Source organism: Peribacillus acanthi, assembly GCF_003073175.1.
Lineage (GTDB): Bacteria > Bacillota > Bacilli > Bacillales > DSM-1321 > Bacillus_BN > Bacillus_BN acanthi.
Genome location: NZ_QBBX01000005.1, coordinates 1 through 23,818, shown reverse-complemented (window position 1 = coordinate 23,818; position 23,818 = coordinate 1). Strand labels below are relative to the sequence as shown.

Below are 23,818 nucleotides of genomic sequence, written 5' to 3'. Positions count from 1 at the left end.
CGTAACAGGAGCTTCCGTCGCTGCGACTTTAATCATTAGTGGAGTCAATCCAGTAGTGGCAACTTTGCTTGCTATGCTGGCTGGATTTATAGCAGGTTGTTTGACTGGGGTTCTTCATACATTCGGGAAAATCAACCCTTTATTATCTGGGATTCTAATGATGATTGCATTGTATTCTATAAATTTGCGAATCATGGGTAAATCCAATGTGCCGTTATTAAACTCAGATACAATGTTTACTAGTATCCGAGATTTCTTTGAGAAAACGGGGATTGATTCTTTTCTGAGCACTGTGTTGTCACCTTTAGGAATTTCACCGAAAACGTTTAGTATCCTTGTTACGATGCTGTTTGTAACCTTCGCAATCAAGTTGATTATTGACTTGTTCTTGAAAACAGAAATTGGGTTAGCCATTCGAGCTACTGGCGATAATAAGCGGATGATTCGAAGTCTGTCGGCCAATACGAACATACTAGTGATCTTAGGATTAGGGATTTCCAATGGACTGGTTGCGTTCTCAGGTGCACTGGTCGCTCAATATGGTGGATTTGCTGATGTTGGAATGGGTATCGGGATGATTGTAATTGGTTTGGCATCTGTCATCATTGGTGAAGCGATATTTGGAACTAAAACGATTGCTCGTGTTACCCTTGCTGTCATTGGTGGAGCAATTATATATCGTATCGTTGTGGCACTTGCCCTACGAGTCGAGTTCCTGGAAACAGGAGATATGAAGCTGATCACAGCTACGATTGTTATATGTGCACTTATCATTCCAAAATTAGTGGATGGTTACCGTGAGAAAAAGAGGAAAACTCAACGCTTAAAAGAAATGAACTCACTTCCAATCGTCCCAAATGGGAAGGGGGCTTAAAGCATGTTACAGTTGAATGGAATCCATAAAATATTTAATGAAGGAACGCCTGATGAAAAAGTAGCCTTGGATCATATTAATTTAACGTTGAAGCAAGGGGATTTTGTCACCATCATTGGAAGTAATGGTGCAGGTAAATCGACATTAATGAATATGATTTCAGGTGTGATGCTTCCAGATGTGGGTTCAATTATGATCCACGATACGAATGTGACTTTAATGTCTGAGTATAGGCGCTCAAAGCTGATAGGTCGAGTGTTTCAAGATCCTATGGCTGGAACGGCTCCTACGATGACGATCGAAGAGAATTTAGCTATGGCGTATTCTCGGAATAAAACCCGGACTTTAAAGAGAGGTGTAACTAAGAATAGACGAGAGTATTTCAAAGAAGTGCTTGAAACGCTCCATCTTGGTTTAGAGAATCGACTAAATGCAAAAGTTGGTTTGTTATCTGGGGGAGAACGTCAGGCACTGTCTCTATTGATGGCCACTTTCACGGAACCTTCTATTCTATTATTGGATGAACATACTGCCGCTCTTGATCCGTCAAGAGCAGAACTGATTACAAGACTGACAAAGGAAATAGTAGAGAAATATAATCTAACCACCTTGATGGTGACACATAATATGCAACAAGCTATCGACCTGGGTAATCGTCTGATCATGATGGATAAAGGCCAGGTTATCTTACAAGTTGACGAGGAGAAGAAGAAACAATTGACCGTTGAACAGCTTCTTCAAGAGTTTCAACAAATACGAGGGACGCAGATGACTAGTGATCGGGCGTTGTTGTCATAAGTAGTAAGAACCAGTGCATATTGCACTGGTTTTTGCATTTTCATAAATATTGTTTTTAAAGATTTCGAATTATAGGATTAAGTTTTTCAGGTAATTCATTCAGATTGAAAAACTTAGCATTTCCTTCTAAAACAAAAATAATCTTATGACTTGTCTCATATCCTATTAAAGTGAAGCTTGAAAAGCATGAGTTAAAGTGAATTTTCTGTGGAAATAGTTTGATAGGGGGAGGCAGTATGACATCCTTTTTTAGAGGGACCATTTTACTGGTCGTGGCCGCATTTTTTAGTGAATGCGTAGAATTTTTCGTGAATATGATTCTTGCGAGAGAACTGGGTGAGCAGGGGATGGGACTATATATGTCTATCATGCCCATCATTTTCTTAGTTTTTATTTTAGCTAGCTTAGAACTGCCGATTTCGATTTCAAAGTTCGTCGCTGAGAATAAGCAGCAGCTTCACTATAACCTTTTGCAACACGCAATTAAACTAGCAAGAGTGGTCATGTTAATGGTCATGGTCTTGGCTACGGTAGTATTTTCTTTTTCTTCTGTTTTGGATGAATTTAATCCATATGTAAAATGGCTAATCATCGGACTAGTTCCCATTGCAGCTTTTTCATCGATTGCCAGGGGCTATTTTATGGGTGTGCAACAAATGGGGAAAATCGCTTTTTCAAATTTTCTAAGGAAAATCTTTCAGTTTGGCGTTCTTTTCTTAATCTTTAACTTTTTTGATTTTGATCAGGAAAAATCATTGTTAATCGCATTGTGTGCTTTTGTAGGTAGTGAAATAATTGTGTTTTTATACTTAATCAGCTTATTTATCATTCATATGCATTCGCTGAAAAAAAATAATAATGCATATATGCCTGGCCCGCACGCACGTCAGAAACTTCTTGCTGTTTCACTTCCAACAGTGGGGGTACGAATTTTTCATGCAATAACTAACGCTATCCAACCATTCTTGATCCAGTCTGCCTTGATAGCTGCTGGGTTCAGTACAGTCTTGGCAACCGAGCATTTTGGAATGTTGATGGGAGTGGCTATGACGATTGGTTTTTTTCCAACCTTCATTGCACATTCATTAATGGTCATGCTCATCCCAAATGTGTCAGACGCGTATTCAAAAGGGGATAACCGGAAGCTAACTACTCTTTTGAACCAATCAATGTGGTTCACACTAATATACGGAGTTCCTGCTGTTTTCATAATGTATGTATTCGCCGAACCATTGACGGCACTCTTTTTTTCATCCTCAGCAGCATCTATTTATTTGAAATTACTATGGCCTTATTTCTTGTTCCACTTTTTCATTATCCCAATGCAGGCTTATTTAATCGGGCTAGGTTTGGTAAAGGATGCATTTTTTCACGTCGTTTGGTCTCATGTGATTTCGTTTGCAATGATGTATTTTTTAGGATCCAAAGCATCTTTTAATATGGAAGGAATTATCCTTGGTATGAACATGGGAGCGGTGTTGCTTGCACTCATGCATTACGTTACGATTTGCCGGAAGCTAGGAATTACGATTTGGCTAAGGGATTCTCAAAAAGAAGTTTATTAATTCATCTTCACTTTAGGGTGAGGATGTTTTTCTTTTGATGTTACTTGTAGGATTGGGGGAAATGCACTTTAATCAGGGTTTGGTAATATCTCGTGTCAGTTCGGTAATAAAATTGAAATTTCGGTAAAAAAATTGTTCCAATCGGTAAAAAATGTAGTCTGTTTGGTAAAATCATGAATTTTGGTTCGAACTTGAAAGAAATTCCCATGAAAACCCTTCCTATTTCACCTACACAGTGGACTTCCTCAAGGATGAAACCTTGAATGTGAAAGAAAAATGATCTAAGTAGCCCAAAAAGAGCAACAATCTAAACAGATATAGTGGCAAACGGTTGAAATATGCTTCAGTGAGAAAGATTATCCGTTTTCCTATATCAAAAATTCAGTGCAAATAAAGTGAGAATTTTGACAATTTATTGACGATTTATTATACAAAATGATAACATATCGTTAAATAAACGTTATATATTATTGTATGGTGAATTGAGGTGGATTCTTGAAGCCAGGGTTAGGAATTGGGTATGAAGAGACATTGAAAGTCGTTGTCATTTCTGAAATGTTTGCAAGTTTTAATGATGAATTGGTTCATCCTTTGTACTCGACTGTTTCTCTTGTTCATCATATGGAGTGGGTTTCACGAAAAGTTATATTACCGTTTTTAGAAGAGCATGAGGAAGGCATGGGGGCTGAGGTGAGTGTGAAGCATTTGTCCCCTGCGAAGGAAGGATCATCCTTGTTTTTTTCTGCTAAAGTCATCGAGTCCAGTCAGCGTTCAGTTGTCACTGAGGTTGTAGTGAAATGTGAGGAAGTCAAGATTGCACATGGAAGTGTGCGTCAGGCGATCTTGCCAAAAAAGACAATCCAATCATTTTATTAGAATAGAAATGTAAGCGTTTACTTTTTGTCGAATAGAGTCTCAATGGAAAAATAGAATTTTAGTAAAATATTTATTTTTTTTGCATGGTTTATCTTCATCGAGAAAAGACAGATTGCTAGAATACATGATCTATATGGGGGATTTTATGATGGGTTTAGTTGGTCAAAAGGGGGAAATGAAGTTGGATATGTTTGAAAAGATTAAGGGCCATGAACAGGTTGTTTTTTGTAATGATGAAGAAACAGGGCTGAAGGCCATTATTGCGATACATAACACTTCACTTGGTCCAGCTCTAGGTGGTTGTAGAATGCAGCCGTATGCAAGTGTAGAAGATGCACTTGAGGATGTGCTAAGACTTTCTAAAGGGATGACCTATAAATGTGCAGCTGCAGATGTGGATTTTGGTGGGGGGAAAGCCGTTATCATCGGTGATCCCAAAACAGATAAAAGCCCAGAATTATTCCGTGCCTTTGGCCAATTTGTGGAGTCGTTGAACGGTCGCTTTTATACAGGAACAGATATGGGTACGAGTCCAGAAGATTTCATTCATGCCCTTAAAGAGACGAATTGTATCGTGGGAGTGGATGAAGAGTATGGGGGTAGCGGGGATTCATCAATTCCAACAGCTCAAGGAGTCATTTATGGCATTCAAGCAACGAATAAAGTGATTTGGGGTACGGAAGATTTATTCGGAAAAACGTATGCGATCCAAGGGCTAGGTAAAGTTGGGGCGAAGGTGGCAGAACAGCTGATGACAGCTGGAGCTGATCTATATGTGGCAGATATTAACACTGCAGCAATTGAAGCCATCCAAGCGAAAGGAAAAGAGCTTGGTGTGGCAGTTAAGGTCGTCAGTGGAGACGAAATCTACGGAGTAGAAGCTGATGTTTTCGTTCCGTGTGCTTTAGGTGGAATTTTGAATGATGCAACAATTGAACAGTTAAAGGTTGCTGCAGTGGTTGGATCCGCAAATAATCAACTGTTGGAATTGCACCACGGACAAATGCTGAGTGATAAGGGCATTCTTTATGCACCTGACTATATTGTCAATGCCGGTGGTTTAATTCAAGTGGCGGATGAGCTGTATGAGCCAAATAAACAGCGTGTTCTGAAGCAAACGAAAGCGATTTATAATTCGTTATTAAATATTTATGAAAAAGCAAGTGTGAATGGCATCACGACTGTGGAAGCGGCGAACCTTTTCTGTGAGCAACGAATGAAATCACGCGTTCGTAGAAATAGTTTCTTCTCACATTCTAAGAGACCAAAATGGGCAGTGCGTAACTAAAACGATAGGAGGTCCAAGATGGAGAAGCAATTTCCAATTAAGCAGCTACTTGACCCTCAAGGGAATTGGATTGGCGAAGAGTATCGAGAACTGTTAACTGAAGAACGGACCAGGGAATTTTATCAGCACATGATTCGCATTCGAACGTTTGACAGAAAAGGAATTAGTTTGCAACGCCAAGGAAGAATTGGTACGTACGCTCCTTTTGAAGGGCAGGAGGCTTCCCAGGTTGGAAGTGCGCTTGCTCTAAATAAAGGGGATTGGATGTTCCCAACTTATAGAGATCATGGAGCTACCATTACTTTTGGACACTCATTAAGAAATGTCCTATTGTTTTGGAATGGTCGCAATGATGGAAACGTGCCGCCAGATGGGTTGAAAATTTTTCCACCAGGCATTCCGATTGCTACTCAGCTTCCTCATGCGGCGGGGGCAGCTTTTGCAGAAAAAAGAAGAGGGACGAAGAATGCGGCGATCGCTTATTTTGGCGATGGTGCCACCTCGGAAGGAGACTTTCACGAAGGATTGAATTTTGCCAGCGTGTTTAAAGCACCTGTCGTGTTCTTTAATCAAAACAATCAATTTGCCATTTCAGTACCTATTTCCAAGCAAATGAACACGAAGACGATTGCGCAAAAAGCATTAGCCTATGATATGCCAGGAGTGCGTATTGATGGGAATGACGTCTTTGTTGTATATGTAGAAATTCAAAAGGCATTAGACAGAGCCCGAAATGGTGAAGGCCCGACATTAATAGAAGCAGTAACATGGAGATATGGGGCCCATACTACCGCAGATGATCCAACTAAGTATCGTGATCAAAATGAAAGTAGCCTTCGACGTGAAGAAACTGATCCAATTTTACGACTTGAGCGTTGTATGAAGAACCATGGTTGGTTTGACGAAGATTGGGCGAGAAAAGTTGCAGCTGATGCTGAAGCTGAAATCAATAGGGCGGTCGAGGAAATGGAGCAATTTCCTAAAGCTGACCCTTCCGTCATTTTTGATTATGTGTTTGAAAAGCCAACACATTCGATAGAAAAGCAAAAACGAGAGCTTCTCCATGTTTTGAGAGGAGATGAATCATGAAAATAGCTGAAAAAACAAAGCCATTGACGTTGGTTTCTGCCATCACAGACGGAATGAGAGTCAAATTAAAAGAAGATGATACTGTACTCCTTTTAGGAGAGGATATTGGAAAAAACGGTGGCGTGTTCCGAGCAACAGACGGCCTCCAAGAAGAATTCGGTGAAAATCGAGTCATTGATACACCTTTAAGTGAAGCAGGATTTGTAGGTGCAGCGATTGGAATGGCAGCTAATGGATTAAAGCCGGTTGTAGAAATACAATTCCTCGGATTTATTTATCCAGCCTATGAGCAAATCATGACCCACGCGGTCCGACTTCGTTCAAGAACGTTAGGACATTTCACGGTTCCTATGGTCATTAGAGCTCCTTATGGGGCAGGGGTAAGAGCACCGGAAATCCATTGTGATAGTACGGAAGCGTTGTTCACTCATATGCCAGGAATTAAGGTCGTTTGTCCGTCCAACCCTTATGATGCAAAAGGCTTGATGATTGCAGCGATTGAAGACCGGGACCCCGTTCTATTTTTAGAACCAATGCGCTGCTATCGTTCGACGAAAGAGTCGATTCCAGAAGGTCATTATACCGTGGAAATTGGTAAAGGGAAAAAGCTACGGGAAGGGAATGACGTGACCTTAATTGCTTGGGGGGCAATGGTACCTGTGGTGATGAACGCTTCAAAGCAATTAGAGGAATTGGGTATCCAATGTGACGTAATAGATTTACGGACATTGTATCCTTTAGATGAAGAACTGATTGCAGAGTCTGTGCAAAAAACAGGACGTACAGTGATTGTTCAAGAAGCACACCCTACTAGTAGTGTGGCAAACGATATACTTTCAGTGATTAATGAAACTTCATTCTTGTATCAAAAAGCACCGGTAGAAAAAGTTTCAGGTTTTGATACGCCGGTTCCTTACTTTGGATACGAAGATTTTTATTTACCAACTCCTGAACGTGTAATACATGCAGTTAAAAAAGTAATGAGGTTCTAAGGAGGGGAAACATGATTGAAGTAAAGCTTCATGATATTGGCGAAGGAATGACAGAAGCTGATATTAATCATTTCTTCGTAAAACCAGGGGATTATGTGAAAGCAGACGATCCCCTTGTCGAGGTACAGACCGACAAAATGACCGCAGAAATACCTTCACCACTTTCAGGAATCGTCAAAGAACTAAAGGTCCAAATTGGTTCTACGATTCCTGTTGGCACGACTATCCTCATCTTAGAATCAGAGCAAAAGAATTCTTCTAAATCTATTAATGAAATAATGAAAAACATAGATTCTTCACCAAAAAACGAATCATCTAAAAAAATCGAATCAATTTCCGAAACCAATCGCACCATTAATAAGCGAATCATGGCTTCACCTTACACCCGTAAAATCGCCCGTGAAAATGGGGTGAATATCGAAAATGTAATAGGGACTGGCCCAGCTGGAAGAATAACAGATGAAGATGTCTATACGTTCATCAAGGGGAAGAAGGTAGAGCCAGTAGAAATCGACATCCAACCTATAAAAGAAACTGTATCGTCTAAAGCCATCCCTTATAGAGGAAGGCGAAAGCAAATCGGTAAAAAAATGGCGCAGTCTCTGTATTCCATTCCTCATTGTACACACTTTGAGGAAATTGATGTAACCGATCTGATTGCTTTACGAGAGCAACTGAAATCACAAGGTAAGCCGATATCTGCCACTGTCTTTTTTATGAAGGCATTAACCATTTGTTTAAAAGAGTTCCCTATTTTTAATGCCTCATTAGATGAAGAAAATGAAGTCATCCACCTTCATGAAAATATCCATATCGGCATAGCGACGGATACTCCAGAGGGTTTAATCGTTCCGGTTCAAAAGTATGTTGAACAGAAATCGCTGAAAATTCTTCATGAAGAAATGAAGGAGCTTACTGACAAAGCGATGGCAGGTCAATTAAAGGTAAATGAATATACGGGAAGTACGTTTACTATTAGCAACGTTGGCCCTCTAGGAGGAAGTATCGGTGCTACTCCAATTCTTAATCCACCTGAGGTAGGATTGATGGCATTCCATAAAACGAAAAAGAGACCAGTCGTAAATGATAAGGATGAAATTGTCGTTCGTCAAATGATGAATATTTCGATGTCATACGACCATCGTGTGGTTGATGGAGCGACTGCAGTTCGATTCACAAACCGCTTTGCCCAGTTAATTGAAAATCCAACGCTAATCTTTGTGGAGTTGATGTAATGGTAGTCGGAGAAATCGCTGAAGAAAGAGATGTCGTAGTTATTGGCGGTGGACCAGGGGGCTACCATGCCGCCATTCGTGCAGCCCAGCTAGGATTGTCAGTTACTTTGATTGAAAAAGAATCCGTGGGCGGGGTTTGTCTAAATAAGGGATGCATCCCATCCAAAATCTTTTCTGTCAGTGCCAAGAAGATGGACGAATTTAAGAATGCTAGAAAATTTGGTTTTCAGGTTGGACCTATAGAATTGAACTTATCTTTCCTACATGCAGAAAAAGAGGAGCGGATAAATTCACTTAAGCAAGGCATACAGTCTTTACTGAAAGTCAATTCTGTTGAAACCATTAAAGGATCTGCCTCTTTTATCTCGGATGATCGGGTTGGAGTTGAAAATGATCATTCTTTTTCCGTTTTTCGCTTTAAGCATGCAATCATTGCCACCGGTAGTCGCTATGAGCATCCTGACTTTATACAACAGAATCATAAAAGAATAGTAGATGCCTTATCCATTTATTCAGTCGAAGAACTTCCAGAAAAACTGGTCGTATACGGAGACGACTATATCGCTTTAGAAGTTGCAAGTTCCTTTACCCTTTTAGGATCGGAGGTCACACTTATTTTCCCGGATGAGAAAAGTGATTTTTCCCTTGATTCGTCCATTAATAAGGAATTAAAGCGACAATTAAAGAAGAAGAAAATACAAGTAATAAAGGGAACAACTCTCGAGAGTGTGAACGAACAAGATGATAAGCTATTTTTACAATTGGGAGACCAAAGTATTGAAGCAACCCATCTTTTTGTATCTGGAAAAATGATTCCGAATATTGAAGAACTAAATTTAACTCGAATTGGAGTAGATACTACAAGCGAAGGCTTTATCCAAACAGATAGAGTTGGGCAAACATCAGTGTCGTCCATTTATGCTGTAGGTGATGTGACCGAAGGGCCAAGTTTAGCTGTAAAGGCGATTAAGCAAGGGAAAGTAGCTGCGGAATCCATTGCTGGGATTCCTTCTGAAAGTGATCAAACGTTTATTCCTACTGTGATTCACACGAAGCCTCCCATTGCTTTTGTAGGTTTGACTGAGGAACAGGCTAAGATCCAATATTCGGAAATTCATGTGGCTGAATTCAGTCTAGGTGGAAATGGTTATGCTAGTTTACTTGGGGAAAAGGATGGACTTGTGAAGGTCATTAGTGATGCTTCTAGTAATCTACTTCTAGGAGTTCATATGATAGGTCAAGGTGCTGTGGAATTGATATCAGGTTCAGTTCTTGCCTTAGAAATGGTGGCAAGAACAGAAGACCTTGAATTCGGTCATTATCCACATCCAAGTATCAATGAAAGTGTATTAGAAGCAGTGGAAGCATTGAGAGGAAAAGCTGTTCATCTTCCACCATCTAAACAAAAGGAGTATCACTTTAGTACGTGATAGCGTTAGAGCTTTACATGGCATTCTTGATAGAAACGAATAGCATTAAATATAATAATGTCAGAATAGTATAAAAATTATTAGGGGGAACTGTAATGAAAGAAAAGGTAATGGCTTCACAAGATCATGTAACAGACTTTTTTCCGGTCCAAGATGTGGATTACTTAGAGTTTTATTCTGGTAATGCGAAACAATCCGCTCACTTTTTCTGTACGGCATTCGGTTTTAATATCGTAGCTTATTCCGGATTGGAAACGGGCAATCGTGAAACGGTTTCTTACGTACTACAGCAAAGAAAAGTACGTCTTGTGATCACTGGTTCCCTCAACGATTCATCTCGTGTAGCGCAATTCGTGAAAAAGCATGGAGATGGCGTACGAGACATTGCATTGACAATGAATGATGTGGATAAGGCATATGCTGAGGCGGTAGCTCGCGGAGCGATTGAAATTCAGCCTCCGCATGAAATTTCCGATGAGCATGGAGTGATAAAAAAAGCTGTCATCGGTACTTATGGCGACACTATTCATACGTTAGTAGAACGTAAAAATTATTCAGGCGTATTCATGCCAGGTTTCAGACCACAAGGCTCCACGATTCCGACAGTCGATACGGGTATCATCGGCATTGACCATGTAGTTGGTAACGTTGAGAGAATGGATGAATGGGTCAGCTATTATGAAAAAGTCATGGGCTTTAAGGAAATGAGACATTTTACAAATGCTGATATCAGCACGGAATATTCATCCTTAATGTCTAAAGTAATGCACAATGGGGGCCGTATTAAATTCCCAATAAATGAGCCTGCTGAAGGAAAACGTAAATCACAAATTCAAGAATATCTCGAGTTCTTTAATGGTCCAGGAGTTCAACATTTGGCGATTTTAACTGAGGATATTGTATCAACGGTTGCAGCATTGAAAAAGAACGGCGTTGAGTTCCTGAAAACACCGTCTACTTATTATGATACGTTAAGTGAACGTGTGAAAAATATCGACGAGGAAATCGAAAAATTAAAAGAACTGAATATCCTTGTGGATGGAGACGATGAAGGATATTTGCTTCAAATTTTCACGAAGCCAATCATGGACCGTCCAACGGTATTCATTGAAATCATTCAACGTAAAGGAGCAAAAGGCTTCGGAGACGGTAATTTTAAAGCGTTATTTGAATCGATTGAGCGTGAGCAAGCACTAAGAGGAAATTTGTAATAAATAAGAAGAAGAGGAGGGCTATGGTCTTCCTCTTTTGTACATAGAAAGTGGGGCAAATAAATCATGACTTTTCCTATTAGAACTAGAACACAAGTAGAAACCATCGCTCCTTATGTACTCGGCCAATCGCTAGAGGATGTGAAGAAGGAGTTAGGATTAACGCACATACGGAAAATGTCCGAGAACGAGAATGTGTATGGTACCTCGCCACTCGTTAAACAAATCATACTTGGTTCATTAGATAATCTTCATTTGTATCCGGACGGCGCAGTTCGCGATTTACGATTAAAATTAGCGGAGTTTTATGGGTTGGACGCGAATCAATTCATTTTAGGGAATGGTTCGGATGAATTAATCCGAGTCCTAACTCGTACATATATTAGTCTTGACGATGAAGCAGTGATGGGGGATGTGACATTTCCTCGATACAAAACGAATGTGTTGATTGAAGGCGGTAAACCGGTCATCGTTCCACTCGTTAATGGGGTTCATGATTTGAAAAATATGCTCTCTTCCATCACAAATCGTACAAAGATGATCTTTGTTTGTAATCCTAATAATCCTACAGGAACCATAGTTGGTAGAGAAGAGCTATTGCAATTTATTGAGTCTGTACCTCAGCATATTTTGATTGTACTAGATGAAGCATATTATGAGTATGTAACAAGTGAGGATTATTTAGAGTCAATTCCACTATTAGATCAGCACCCTAATCTAGTAATCTTACGAACTTTTTCTAAAATTTATGGATTAGCAAGTCTCCGAATTGGTTATGGTATCGCTCACCAAGCTCTAGTGGGGGAGCTATTGAAGGTGAAAGAAGTTTTCAATGCGAATGGTCTTGCACAAATATCAGCCTTAGCAGCGTTAGAAGATCAAGAATTCATTATCTCTTGTACTCAGCAAAATGAGGAAGAACGGATTAAAATGCAGCTTGCTTTTTCAAATATGGGATTACCGTATTTCCCATCGCAAACTAATTTTATCATGGTAGATACGAAAACTTCGGGAGAAACGGTTTCTCGTGAATTATTGAAAAGAGGGTTTGTCGTCCGTTCGGGTCATTTATTAGGGTATGCTTCGATGTTCAGAGTGACGCTTGGAACATGTGAAGATAATGAAGCTTTTCGTGCAGCATTAAGTGAAATATTATCGGGAAAGGTGGAATGAACCATGGATGTACAACCAGACACACTTGCCTGGAGAGATGCCTATAAATTAATGGTCGGCTCGATTTTACCTCGTCCCATTGCTTTTGTTTCGTCCATCGATGAACAGGGAGTTAGTAATCTAGCACCTTTCAGCTTTTTTACTGCAATATCTGCTGATCCTATGCTTGTCTGTTTTTCACCGATGAGGAGAGGTACGGATGGGGCAAAGAAGGATACGCTAGTGAACATTGAAAAGACAAAGGAATTTGTCATCAATATTGTCAGTGAAGAAATCGCAGAACAAATGAATGAATGTGCCACAGAATTTGATGCTGATGTGGATGAATTTGAGCAAGCTGGTTTGACAAAGGAAAAAAGTGCCTCTGTTACCCCATATCGCGTTAAGGAAAGCAAGGTCCATCTGGAATGTGAGCTACATCAGGTTCTTCATTTTGGGGAGCATGCTGGATCAGGAAGCTTGGTCATTGGAAGGGTCAAACATGTTCACGTAGATGATGATCTATTTGATGGAGGCAGGATTGATTCCATCGGTTTGAATCCAATTGGTAGATTAGCAGGTCAAACCTACACTAAACCAATGACGGATACATTTGAGATTACTAGAAAAACCATGCCAAGGTGAGGATTCTATGAAATATATAACCTTTCAAACTAAAGAAGGAAAAGTTTCAGCTGGCTGGCTTCAAGACAATGGATTAGTGGTAGATATGAATGTTTGTAGTGGAGGAAGGCTTCCTAGTACGTTGCAATGCTTTCTTGATAGTCACGATCAATATACATCGATTATTGAAGAACTACCTGTTTTTGATAAAGAGGGAGAGGGGGTTTATTCCTTATCCGAGGTAACATTGATGGCTCCCCTTCCTAGACCTGTGAGCATCCGAGATTTTTATGCGTTCGAACAGCATGTGAAAACGTCCCGCAGTCGTAGGGGGCTAGACGTTATTCCGGAATGGTATGACTTTCCCGTTTTTTATTTTACCAATCACTTAGCAGTAAAAGGTCCGGATGAAGAAATTGAACGTCCGCCTGGTTGCGAGTGGTTAGATTATGAGCTGGAGATTGCTTGTGTGATAGGAAAGCAAGGGAGAGACATTTCTGCGAGTGAAGCAGAAGACTATATATTTGGCTATTTTATTATGAATGACTGGAGTTCCAGGGACATACAACGTGAAGAGATGAAGGTTGGTCTTGGGCCAGCGAAAGGGAAGGATTTTGCGACGTCCTTTGGTCCTTATTTGGTGTCAAAGGATGAATTAGAATCTTATCGTCATGATGACGTGTATGACTTAGAGATGACAGCCACTGTTAATGGGAAATTGCTATCCAAAGGCAATTTGAAAGACATTTATTATTCGTTTGGAGAGATGATTGAGAGAGCTTCTAAAGGGGTTACCTTATATCCTGGGGAAGTGATTGGCTCTGGAACAGTCGGGACGGGCTGCATTTTGGAACTTGGGACAGAGGTTCATCGTTGGCTGGAGCCAGGGGACGAAGTTGAATTTACAATCGATGGTCTTGGTACGTTGAAAAATACAGTTGTAGAAGGAAGAAGGTGAAGCAATGTTTTATCGTCAATTAGGGAAAATTCCTCACAAACGACATACGATGTTCAAAAAAGATGATGGAAGTTTGTTTCGTGAACAGGTGATGGGAACGAAAGGATTCTCTGGAACTCAATCGATTCTGTATCATCATTATATGCCGACAGAGGTGGCAAAATCGGAACTGTTAGGTTCTTACCTGCCAGAGTATGAAGAGATGGAATCGTTAAACCACCGTCATTTTTATACGACGGACATTACGAATAAAGGCGATGCATTAAGCGCTAGGGAATATATTTTAGGAAATAGCGATCTGTTGATTGGAATCATTCATGCTGATCAGCCGATGGATGTGTATTATCGTAATGGCGATGGAGATGAAATGCTATTTGTTCATTATGGCAGCGGAAAAATTGAAACGATGTTTGGCACAATCACGTACCGTCCTGGCGATTATGTGGTTATCCCAATTGGTACCATTTATAAACTAATTCCAACTGACGATACGAAGATTTTAGTCGTGGAAGCATTCAGTCAAATCACGACTCCAAGGCGCTATCGAAATGAATATGGTCAGTTGCTAGAGCATAGTCCGTTTTGTGAGCGGGATATTCGAGGACCTGAAGAGCTTGTGACTCATGCAGGAAAAGGTGAACATGTTGTTTTGACAAAATCACGTGGGTACATGCATAAACATACACTTAACCACCATCCATTAGATGTCGTGGGCTGGGATGGCTATTTGTACCCGTGGGTCTTTAATATAGAAGATTTTGAACCAATCACAGGTCGTGTGCATCAGCCACCACCAGTCCATCAAACGTTTGAAGGGCACAATTTTGTTGTATGCTCGTTTGTACCAAGGCTGTATGACTACCATCCAGAGGCAATCCCTGCACCGTACTATCATAGCAACGTCAACAGTGATGAGCTTCTGTATTATGTGGAAGGGAACTTCATGAGCCGTAAAGGGGTGAAAGAAGGATCCATCACGTTACACCCAAGTGGGATACCACACGGTCCACACCCAGGAAAAACAGAAGCTAGTATTGGTAAAAAAGAGACGCTGGAGCTAGCCGTTATGATTGATACCTTCAAACCTTTGAAAATCGTTAAAAAGGCAAAGGATATTGAAGATCCGAATTACATGTATACTTGGATGGAATAATATTAAAAAGTCGGGCTTAAATGTAAGTAGTTCACTTTTTGTGTACAGGAACTTAACAAACAACATCGGAATAAAAAGACCAAATTTGGTCTTTTTATTTGCCTAATTTTTAGTTGCTAACATTTTAAAAAAGGATTATTCACCTTCAATATATAATATCTATATATTGGAAATGAATTTTAGGGGGTGTTCATTATGGTTGTAGTGGAAAGGAAAAAAAGGATTCATATAGGCCTAATCATATTGTTCCTTATTACTGGACTTACTTTAGCTGCAAACCTTCCTACGATTCTCAATTCTACTAACCAATTTATTGTACAAAAGACTAAAATTGAGACAACTGTCACAAAAACGATAACCCCCAAGGGCATCATGAGCCTTACAAGTAAGCAAACGAAACTTGCTAGAAAATATGGTGAGCATCGTGCATGGAAAACCCAATGGCTATCAAAAGAAATAAGAGATGGAAAAGACACGTTATTTTCACTATATATCTCTATAGATGACCATTCTAAATTGCTCGATTCTGCAAAAATTAAACTTTCTTTTACTAAGTACAAAGTTGATGGGAAAACGGTTGAGTTTGTATCAAATGCACAAATTCTTCAAGTTCATTCAGAAGACGGTTGGGAAGATTATTAGTCGGCTATTTAAATTAATTTTTGAAAAACTAGTTACTTTCAAAATTATGTTAAATAGCCGACTCTTATCAATATCTAGATCCATTTATTCCTTGATTATCTCTCGGATTCTACAATTTGTTTTCCTCCTAATACCTCGAATCTATCTTTGAAATAGAATTTCATCAACATAGAGTATTTACTCTTCGCTTTTTTAATAATCTTGCACTTTCCTAACTTTTTGACCTGGACGGTAATTTTTTTCAGTTTGCAGTCACTCAGTCTGTTTTTCAATCCAGTAAACGTTAAATAGAATTCCATCCTATGTCCAATACTTTCTACTATTGCCACAGTGATTAATATCACAGCTTCACCTTAGGAAATATATTATAATACAGGAATTAATATCCAATATTTCCAATCGTGGGGGAGAAGTTTTGAAAAAAAATATTACATGGCATCTGGGAATAATCATCGTAAGCGTTGTTTTTGTTTCCATGATTATTACATCAGTTTCAAATTACTGGGTAAGTTATAAAAAAACGTATGAGGCAGCGGGGATTGAAGCAGTAGGATGTGCAAATATCACCACAGGTTTAATTGTTCCGAGCGACATCGTGGCCATAATTAATGGTAATGAAGAAATACTTAAGGAATTAGAACAAACATTAGATTGGACAACCGAACATAAGCAAATATTCGAAGACCAATATCTAATAATGCTTGATGGAACAATACTAGCAGCGGACTCTAACTTAAAGAAGCAAGGATTTAAGGCGGGGGACAAGTTTTATATCGATTCACATGCAATGAAAATGATTCTAGAAACCAAGCATCCACATTACTCAAAAATTTACGAGTATGGTGGGGTGAAAAGGTTAACAGGGTATGCTCCAATATTTAAGGACCACGATCCTACTAAAGAAATCATAGCACTCAATGCGATTGATTTTGATGCGAAAATCGTAAGTGAAAGAACATGGGAATCGGTAGTCGGTAGTTTTATGCTCGGACTCATGCCTATGGCGATTGCCAGCTTTCTAACGATTTGGATGATTAGAAGAAAAATAAAACCGATAACAGTTTTAATTGAGTACGCTAATAAAATTGCTGATGGAGATTTATCCGTCAAAAATATTCAAATAAAACATGGGGATGAAATTGGTGATTTAACGGATAATTTAAATTTCATGAAAAATAATCTTCGAGATTTAATTCATATGGTAAATTCGAGTGCAGTACAAGTTGCAGCGTCATCAGAAGAATTAACTGCCAATGCTGAACAGACTAATTATGCAACAGAGCAGATTTCAATCACTATGCAGCAAATGTCAAAAAAGGTGGATAAACAAGTTGAAAGTGTAGAAGAAACCACATTGACTGCCCACGAAATGTCTAAGGGTGCACAGCAAATTGCAAATCATGCTCAAAGTGTATACTTTACGGCTCTAGTTGCTTCTGATAAAGCTACAGAAGGGGGACAATCAATTGAAACAGCTGTTCATCAAATGAACATGATAAACGATACAGTAAAAGGTCTAGCTAGTGTTGTGAGAGGTTTGGGAGATCGTTCTAATGCAATTGGAAATATCATTGGTGTAATTACAAATATTGCAGAACAGACAAATCTTCTTTCACTGAATGCCGCGATTGAGGCTGCTCGAGCAGGGGAGCAAGGAAGAGGATTTGCTATTGTAGCAGATGAAGTGAGAAAATTAGCGGAACTATCCTCACAATCTGCTAAAGAAATCTCGGAATTGATTTCGGCTACTCAACAAGAAACTACTCATGCTGTTCTACTAATGGAACATGCTTCAAATGAAGTGTTAGAAGGGATTGGAGCAGTTCATACAGCTGGGGAGTCATTTGTGCAAATTCAGAATTCCGTAAATGAAGTTACGGTTCAGATACAACTAGTTTCTTCTGCTGTACACCAGATGGCATCAGGTGCTGAAGAAATGGTACAAACGATGCAGTTTATTTTGGAAGTGGCGGAAACTACCTCGTCTAATACACAGGAAGTGACTTCATCTACAGAGGAACAACTGGCATCCATGCAGGAAATCGCTTCTTCAACCAATTATTTATCGAAATTGGCGGAAGAATTACAAAGGCAAATACATAAATTTAAACTGTAAGGAAAATACGATTTTTCGGGGTGAGATTGTGAAAACAAATTTGTTATGGTTTCTTTCACTAATCGTTTTAGTAGCTTTCAGTTTTATAGCCCTTCAATTATTTATGAAGCAATATTGGACCGAGGGAATAATTGCATTTATTTTTCTTGTGCTGCCATCATTCAGTGTGTACTTTAATAATCAGAGGACAAAAATTATTAAAGAAAATACAAATGTTAATACTTGATTGAAGATAAAATTGTCTTAGTGAAAGAGCCACCTAATAGCACCGGTGGCTCTTTCTATTAAGCACGTGTTCTTTTTTAGTAGAAGATTTGAGATAGCTGGTCGTTATTATTTATATTCGAAAATACAACCAACGTAATTGCTTCACCAGTCAATGCGATTTTTCCGTATTTTCCATATATGTTTGTCTTAAAAATAAAAACAAGGGCAGTGCTGCGGACAAGCCAATTGTGCATAGAACCAACAGGCATATCCATATTACTTTAATGTAATATTTACGGGATTCATTGAACATGTATAGAACAAAACGATATAGGAAATGAAAAAGTCGACAGCACAGAAGCTGGAAATGGAGTTTGCGAATAATAGATTCCATAATAAAGGGAGATTCATTCCATGTGAAAATAGAAATCCATTGAAGAAATAATAGGGAATAATCGTTCCAAGTAGGAATAAAAGGAGATAAAGCTTTTTCATAAGTAAAATTATTAATATGGAAAAAATTAACATATTTTAATTTCATAGAAAAGCCACTGCAATTGCTATGCAGTGGCTTTTGAAGGTATTTATCCTAGAGTAACTGGTTCTTTAGCATTTTTAAAGAAAGAATAATAAGCTTCTAAAGTTTCTTTCTTGTTGAATATTTCTAGTTTTTCAGCAACCTTGAAGGCAAATTCTACATAGCCATTACCGGTTGCTGTGATGATGTTTTGGTCAACGACAACGTCTTGGTTTAAGTGGGTACCTTTAAATAATTGGAATTGTGGTTCATGAACCTCTACATTACTTGTATAAGTTCTTCCTTCTAAAATCCCCGCTTCGGCTAATAACATTGGACCGTGGCAGATTCCTCCCATTACTTTGTTTTCTTTATTCAATTCAGTGATAAGTTTTTTTAATTCCTCATTTCCCATAGCTCCGTAAGAGTCTCCACCTGGGATGATTAGGGTCTCAACATCCTTTGCGTGTATTTCTGAGATTGTATAATCAACTACCACTTTAAATCCTTCTGCTGAAATAACATGTCCATTTGTTGGACCAACAGTAATGACTTCGTGTTTATTTGTGTTTAATAGATAACCTAGGATTACACTTTCAAATTGTGCAAAACCATTGTAAACATACATATGTACTTTCATTTTTAATAATCCCCTTTTCCATTTATATCCTATACACCTTACAAAATAGATTGTAAAATGAGAAGTGGATAATAAAAAGGACCAATTTTAAACTTTTTTTATTGTACCAATTTAACTGTAGAGGAAGCATATATGGAGGAAATTGGATTACCCCTTAATTTATATGGGAAAAAATATAAATATAAATATTTGGCACTTTATCATTCTTTACGAGATTTTATTTTGTCGGGTAAGTTGAATGATGGATTTCGGTTGCCTTCTACAAGAGATATGGCAAAAAGGTATTCGTTATCGAGGGGTATCGTGAATCAAGTATATGAGATGCTGGCAGCGGATGGTTATGTTCATACCAAGGAAGGAAGTGGGACTTTTGTCACCAACCCTTCTATCACCTCTTTCGAGAAAAAAGAAATAGTCACCCCACAGTATCAGCTATCATCATGGGGAAGAAGGCTTCCTTATGATCATGATATAAAAAGCTCTAATGGAGAAAAGCCAGCTTTGTTAGTTGACTTTTCGAATCGTGATTTACCCCTTCAAAAGTTTCCGATTGTCGAATGGAAAAGGGCAATGAAGCAAGGGATGAACGATTTAGATTATTTACTTGAAAATGAAGAACCTGATCCGATAGGATATCCACCACTTCGCCAGGAAATTGCCAATCATTTAAATGTATCAAGGGGAATGAATGTAAGCCCTGATCACATTGTTATAGTGAATGGGTCTGTACATGCGATGGCGATACTGGCACATCTACTTGTAGATCAAGGGGAAGAAATTCTTCTTCAAAATCCCTCCTATGTAAGGCTTCGAAATATGATTGAAACCGTAGGGGGAATTCCTAAAGCAATCCCTGAAGAAAATGGAATGATTAAGCTTGATGACATGACGAGTCAAGTAGTATACGTGACTCCAAGCAACCAATATCCAACAGGTAAGGTCATGAATTTGGAAGAGAGATTGCATTTATTACAGTGGGCAAGCGAAAATAATGCCGTTATTATTGAAGACGATATTGATAGTATTTTCAGACGTATAGGTAGGCCAATTGAACCTTTGAAGGTATTGGATGAAGAAGACCGGGTGGTATACCTTGGGACTTTTGCTTTTACTTTACTCACTCCACTTCGGATTGGTTATGCCATACTTCCTGAAAAGCTTTTGCCTCATTTTTTGCATGCCAAGTATATTTTTGAGCCGTTCTCTACTGGATTGCTTGAGCAAGCAGCGATTGCCAAATTCATGGGTGATGGAAGCTATGGGCGTCATATTAGGAAAATGCGTAGACTTTATAATCGCCGTTATACAATTTTACGTGGATTGTTCGATAACTATCTACCTAATGCATTTACCTGGAGTGGTTCTGATACAGGCATGTACCTCTTTGGGGAATGGAACCACTCTAAAGAGAGTTATGCTCTCTTTCAAAAACAATGTTATAATAACGGATTAATATGGAGTGATCCAAGCCGTTATTTCTTTGAGGAAATGCATCCGTGCGCAATATTCTTTTTTACGGATATTGAAGAAAAGAAAATGGAAGAAGCGGTTAAGCTAATGGGAGATATATATAATCGGATATTATGAAAATAGAATGAGGTTACTATATGACATTTAAAAGTTTTGCAGACTATACATTAAGTGCAGAAATCGTCAGAGCTCTTGAGGGATTAGGGTATCAACAGCCAACAGAGGTTCAAAGTAAAGTGATTCCAATCGCACTTAAAAAAAGAGACCTTGTCGTGAAATCGCAAACTGGTAGTGGGAAAACTGCCGCGTTTGGGATTCCGATTTGTGAGATGGTAGAGTGGGAGGAGAATAAGCCGCAGGCATTAATTCTCACGCCGACTCGTGAGCTTGCGGTCCAGGTAAAAGAGGATCTTACAAATATCGGACGATTCAAAAGAATTAAAGCGGTAGCAGTATACGGGAAACATCCATTTGCTAGGCAAAAAGTGGAGTTAAAGCAAAAAACACATGCTGTAGTAGGAACTCCAGGCAGGGTGCTCGACCACCTTGAAAAGGGAACAATGGATGTTTCTCGTTTAAAATACTTGGTCATCGATGAAGCAGATGAAATGCTTAATATGGGGTTCATAGAACAAGTAGAAGCGATTATCCGTGAATTGCCTACAGAAAGAGTGACCATGCTGTTTTCCGCAACACTTCCTAAAGACATCGAGGAATTAAGCCATAACTATATGAGTAACCCTGCACATATAGAAGTCGAAGCAACGGGGATTACTACTGATAAAATCGAGCATTCTTTAATCGAAGTCAACGAAGAAGAAAAATTTAATTTACTTAAAGCCGTGTTAGTCGATGAAAATCCAGACAGTTGCATCATTTTTTGCCGAACTCAAGTTGGAGTGGACCGGGTATTTGATGAATTAAGTAGTTTGGATTACCCATGTGACTTGATACATGGCGGTTTAAATCAAGAAGATCGTTTTGCGGTCATGAACGATTTTAAACGGGGGGAATTCCGTTATTTAGTAGCTACGGATGTCGCAGCACGTGGAATCGATATCGATAATATCACCCATGTCATCAATTATGACCTTCCTATGGAGAAGGAAAGTTATGTGCATCGGACAGGAAGGACAGGACGTGCCGGTAAAACTGGAAAGGCGATTACATTCATTACTCCGTACGAAGAAAAATTTTTAGAAGAAATCGAAGAGTATATCGGTTTTGACATTCCCAAAAAGGAAGCTCCATCAGAAGAGGAAGTTGAGCGTGGGAAAGCTGCTTTTAAAGAGAAGATTTATACAAGGCCGACTCTCAAAAAAGATAAGAGTGAAGAATTGAATAAAGGAATTATGAAGCTATACTTCAATGGTGGGAAGAAGAAGAAGCTAAGACCTGTGGATTTTGTCGGTACACTCACCAATATTGCAGGAGTTACTGGAGATGATATAGGAATCATCACAATTCAAGATTCAGCCACGTATGTAGATATTTTAAATGGAAAAGGTCCACTAGTCTTACGTGCGATGAAGGACAAGACAGTAAAAGGAAAACTGTTAAAAGTTCATGAAGCAAGGTTAAAATAAGAAGTACTGTTCAAATAGAGTTTTCGAATTAAAGTGAAATCAAGCTTGTTTAAAAGCGATTGGTTTAAACCAATCGCTTTTAGTGATATTTTGCAAGTGAATCTATGAAAATTGAAATATGCTTCTAAACGTACCATTTTAATTTCTCATCTCGGATTTGCGAACGGGATCTTCCCATTTCTCAATTTCTTGATTGAAAATGGTGTGTAATATTGGGTTATGTTTCCGATTTACAACGGCACGTCGCTTGGAAGATAAATAGGCATGATGAAAATTAAATAGTGTGGATAAATCATTTGGAAGCGTTTCATTAGGAACTTGGACAGGTTTAAAGGATTGGTTGATTCTTTTTTTTCCTCCTAAATGGAAGCCCCAATCACCGAAGGAAGGAACAATAGTATGATAGCTCTTGGTGTAGAAACCTGCTTTCTCCATGGTTAAACCGATACTCCAATAGACGATTGGTGTATCCTCAGGGGAATTGGATTGGACAACCAACATACCTTCATCAGATAGGATGCTATAGAGCCTTTCAAACACTTCTAGAGTATATAAGGCTGCCAGGTCTTCATTTTCTGGGTCTGGAAAATCAAGGATGATGATATCATACTTCTTATTTATTTTATTGATAAATTGTATTCCATCTGTGGCATGTACATTGACACGTCGATCATGCAAAGAGCGATTATTCAGGGTAACCATCTCAGGGGATTTAGCAGACAGGTGTAAGATTTTTGCATCTATATCCACAAGGTCCACATGGTTCACATCTTTATATTTCAAAACTTCTCTTAGCGCTAAGCCTTCTCCTCCACCTAATATTAAAACCGATCGGTATCGATTACTTAATGAGAATGGAACATGAACAAAAGCCTCATGATAAATCCTTTCATCTAATGAACTGAACTGCAATTGTTCATCTAAATACATACGAATTTCTCTTGCCTCTATTACTTGGATATCTTGATGTTCGTTCCTACCTTGGTATATTTTTTTGTGGTTTTCCTTCTTCATTGCTCTTAAGCTAATACTATCCCATATATTAACTGTGTCGGAAGGAGTCCTTTTTTTGTTATCGCTTTGAGGGTTCGACTTTGAGTTTTGTACTACATTTGCCTTTTTTGTTTGCGGGTTCGATACCCACAGTTTCGGTTGTGCATAATCCATTCATTTTCCTCCCATCAATATACATTTATCCATCCAGCTAAGATATACTATTGCAAAAACCTAATAGGAGTCTGTACACATACCTATCTTTTTTAGAAATTAATTCATTTACCTAACTAGATGATAAAAAAAGAAGCATCCAATAGTGATATGCTCCCCTAAAGGTAGACAGATGAAATAAAAAATCTGTTTTCCTTTGGGGGAGTTTTTATTATGGCTAAAAGTAAA

At 38.8% G+C, this 23,818-nt stretch carries 20 protein-coding genes and 1 pseudogene; 18 read left to right on the top strand and 3 right to left on the bottom strand.

The genetic code is table 11. The annotated features are described in order from the left end of the window. From DBX25_RS06180 to DBX25_RS06100, 16 genes are all read left to right on the top strand, one after another. Positions 1-874 (top strand): ABC transporter permease (locus tag DBX25_RS06180; RefSeq protein ID WP_240620185.1); only part of this gene is annotated, 874 nt, incomplete at its 5' end. 3 nt (positions 875-877) lie between these two features. Further along, positions 878-1,672, top strand: coding sequence for an ABC transporter ATP-binding protein (locus DBX25_RS06175; protein ID WP_108669914.1), 795 nt, complete (start codon positions 878-880; stop codon positions 1,670-1,672). A gap of 236 nt (positions 1,673-1,908) precedes the next feature. After that, the gene (locus DBX25_RS06170; protein ID WP_108669913.1) at positions 1,909-3,237 is read left to right on the top strand and encodes a polysaccharide biosynthesis protein; all 1,329 of its coding nucleotides are present in this window, start codon (positions 1,909-1,911) and stop codon (positions 3,235-3,237) included. Positions 3,238-3,732: 495 nt separating this feature from the next. Beyond that, positions 3,733-4,113 carry a thioesterase family protein gene (locus DBX25_RS06165; RefSeq protein WP_108669912.1) on the top strand — a complete coding sequence of 127 codons (381 nt, stop codon included), beginning with the start codon at positions 3,733-3,735 and terminating at the stop codon, positions 4,111-4,113. Between the two features lie 145 nt (positions 4,114-4,258). Next, positions 4,259-5,401 carry a Leu/Phe/Val dehydrogenase gene (locus DBX25_RS06160; protein ID WP_420812924.1) on the top strand — a complete coding sequence of 381 codons (1,143 nt, stop codon included), beginning with the start codon at positions 4,259-4,261 and terminating at the stop codon, positions 5,399-5,401. An 18-nt stretch (positions 5,402-5,419) separates the two neighbouring features. Further along, a complete protein-coding gene (pdhA, locus tag DBX25_RS06155) occupies positions 5,420-6,490 on the top strand; it encodes a pyruvate dehydrogenase (acetyl-transferring) E1 component subunit alpha (protein WP_108669911.1) in 1,071 nt (356 codons plus the stop codon). Continuing rightward, entirely contained in the window at positions 6,487-7,482 is a 996-nt protein-coding gene (locus DBX25_RS06150) for an alpha-ketoacid dehydrogenase subunit beta (protein WP_108669910.1), read from the top strand. The genes pdhA and DBX25_RS06150 overlap by 4 nt, the downstream gene beginning before the upstream one ends. Positions 7,483-7,496: 14 nt before the next feature. Beyond that, a complete protein-coding gene (locus DBX25_RS06145; RefSeq protein ID WP_108670131.1) occupies positions 7,497-8,717 on the top strand; it encodes a dihydrolipoamide acetyltransferase family protein in 1,221 nt (406 codons plus the stop codon). Continuing rightward, on the top strand, positions 8,717-10,147 hold the full coding sequence (gene lpdA, locus DBX25_RS06140; protein ID WP_108669909.1) for a dihydrolipoyl dehydrogenase: 1,431 nt from the start codon (positions 8,717-8,719) through the stop codon (positions 10,145-10,147). Before DBX25_RS06145 ends, lpdA begins: the two co-directional genes overlap by 1 nt. Before the next feature lie 95 nt (positions 10,148-10,242). Then, positions 10,243-11,358: a 4-hydroxyphenylpyruvate dioxygenase gene (hppD, locus tag DBX25_RS06135; RefSeq protein ID WP_108669908.1), complete on the top strand. Its 1,116-nt coding sequence runs from the start codon at positions 10,243-10,245 to the stop codon at positions 11,356-11,358. A 66-nt stretch (positions 11,359-11,424) separates the two neighbouring features. After that, complete coding sequence (gene hisC / locus DBX25_RS06130) at positions 11,425-12,531, top strand: histidinol-phosphate transaminase (RefSeq protein ID WP_108669907.1); 1,107 nt, start codon at positions 11,425-11,427, stop codon at positions 12,529-12,531. A 3-nt stretch (positions 12,532-12,534) separates the two neighbouring features. Continuing rightward, the gene (locus tag DBX25_RS06125; protein WP_108669906.1) at positions 12,535-13,155 is read left to right on the top strand and encodes a flavin reductase family protein; all 621 of its coding nucleotides are present in this window, start codon (positions 12,535-12,537) and stop codon (positions 13,153-13,155) included. Between the two features lie 7 nt (positions 13,156-13,162). Further along, positions 13,163-14,092 carry a fumarylacetoacetate hydrolase family protein gene (locus DBX25_RS06120; protein WP_108669905.1) on the top strand — a complete coding sequence of 310 codons (930 nt, stop codon included), beginning with the start codon at positions 13,163-13,165 and terminating at the stop codon, positions 14,090-14,092. Between the two features lie 4 nt (positions 14,093-14,096). After that, positions 14,097-15,245, top strand: coding sequence for a homogentisate 1,2-dioxygenase (locus DBX25_RS06115; RefSeq protein WP_108669904.1), 1,149 nt, complete (start codon positions 14,097-14,099; stop codon positions 15,243-15,245). Between the two features lie 195 nt (positions 15,246-15,440). Next, positions 15,441-15,887, top strand: a complete 447-nt coding sequence (locus DBX25_RS06110; protein ID WP_108669903.1) for a hypothetical protein — start codon at positions 15,441-15,443, stop codon at positions 15,885-15,887. Positions 15,888-16,302: 415 nt separating this feature from the next. Next, positions 16,303-18,003 (top strand): methyl-accepting chemotaxis protein, encoded by a 1,701-nt coding sequence (locus tag DBX25_RS06100; protein ID WP_108669901.1) that lies wholly within the window; start codon positions 16,303-16,305, stop codon positions 18,001-18,003. Positions 18,004-18,379: 376 nt separating this feature from the next. Here the strand turns inward: DBX25_RS06100 and DBX25_RS06090 are convergent. Together DBX25_RS06090 and DBX25_RS06085 are read right to left on the bottom strand one after the other, a co-directional pair. After that, a pseudogene (locus tag DBX25_RS06090) lies at positions 18,380-18,705 on the bottom strand (DUF2834 domain-containing protein). Between the two features lie 89 nt (positions 18,706-18,794). Then, positions 18,795-19,367: a DJ-1/PfpI family protein gene (locus tag DBX25_RS06085; protein WP_108669899.1), complete on the bottom strand. Its 573-nt coding sequence runs from the start codon at positions 19,365-19,367 to the stop codon at positions 18,795-18,797. 132 nt (positions 19,368-19,499) lie between these two features. Here DBX25_RS06085 and pdxR point away from each other — a divergent pair, with 132 nt between their 5' ends. Next, a complete protein-coding gene (gene pdxR / locus DBX25_RS06080) occupies positions 19,500-20,954 on the top strand; it encodes a MocR-like pyridoxine biosynthesis transcription factor PdxR (protein WP_108669898.1) in 1,455 nt (484 codons plus the stop codon). Positions 20,955-20,974: 20 nt separating this feature from the next. After that, complete coding sequence (locus DBX25_RS06075) at positions 20,975-22,423, top strand: DEAD/DEAH box helicase (RefSeq protein WP_108669897.1); 1,449 nt, start codon at positions 20,975-20,977, stop codon at positions 22,421-22,423. Positions 22,424-22,561: 138 nt separating this feature from the next. Here DBX25_RS06075 and DBX25_RS06070 read toward each other — a convergent pair whose 3' ends face one another. Then, complete coding sequence (locus tag DBX25_RS06070) at positions 22,562-23,590, bottom strand: spermine/spermidine synthase domain-containing protein (protein WP_108669896.1); 1,029 nt, start codon at positions 23,588-23,590, stop codon at positions 22,562-22,564. Positions 23,591-23,818: the final 228 nt, after the last annotated feature.

Coding starts and splice junctions, on each gene's coding strand:
- pdxR (WP_108669898.1), top strand. CDS start 19,500: ATGGAGGAAATTGGATTACCCCTTAATTTATATGGGAAAAAATATAAA.
- DBX25_RS06125 (WP_108669906.1), top strand. CDS start 12,535: ATGGATGTACAACCAGACACACTTGCCTGGAGAGATGCCTATAAATTA.
- DBX25_RS06120 (WP_108669905.1), top strand. CDS start 13,163: ATGAAATATATAACCTTTCAAACTAAAGAAGGAAAAGTTTCAGCTGGC.
- hisC (WP_108669907.1), top strand. CDS start 11,425: ATGACTTTTCCTATTAGAACTAGAACACAAGTAGAAACCATCGCTCCT.
- DBX25_RS06150 (WP_108669910.1), top strand. CDS start 6,487: ATGAAAATAGCTGAAAAAACAAAGCCATTGACGTTGGTTTCTGCCATC.
- DBX25_RS06175 (WP_108669914.1), top strand. CDS start 878: ATGTTACAGTTGAATGGAATCCATAAAATATTTAATGAAGGAACGCCT.
- DBX25_RS06170 (WP_108669913.1), top strand. CDS start 1,909: ATGACATCCTTTTTTAGAGGGACCATTTTACTGGTCGTGGCCGCATTT.
- pdhA (WP_108669911.1), top strand. CDS start 5,420: ATGGAGAAGCAATTTCCAATTAAGCAGCTACTTGACCCTCAAGGGAAT.
- lpdA (WP_108669909.1), top strand. CDS start 8,717: ATGGTAGTCGGAGAAATCGCTGAAGAAAGAGATGTCGTAGTTATTGGC.
- DBX25_RS06075 (WP_108669897.1), top strand. CDS start 20,975: ATGACATTTAAAAGTTTTGCAGACTATACATTAAGTGCAGAAATCGTC.
- hppD (WP_108669908.1), top strand. CDS start 10,243: ATGAAAGAAAAGGTAATGGCTTCACAAGATCATGTAACAGACTTTTTT.
- DBX25_RS06070 (WP_108669896.1), bottom strand. CDS start 23,590: ATGGATTATGCACAACCGAAACTGTGGGTATCGAACCCGCAAACAAAA.
- DBX25_RS06085 (WP_108669899.1), bottom strand. CDS start 19,367: ATGAAAGTACATATGTATGTTTACAATGGTTTTGCACAATTTGAAAGT.
- DBX25_RS06115 (WP_108669904.1), top strand. CDS start 14,097: ATGTTTTATCGTCAATTAGGGAAAATTCCTCACAAACGACATACGATG.
- DBX25_RS06160 (WP_420812924.1), top strand. CDS start 4,259: ATGATGGGTTTAGTTGGTCAAAAGGGGGAAATGAAGTTGGATATGTTT.
- DBX25_RS06110 (WP_108669903.1), top strand. CDS start 15,441: ATGGTTGTAGTGGAAAGGAAAAAAAGGATTCATATAGGCCTAATCATA.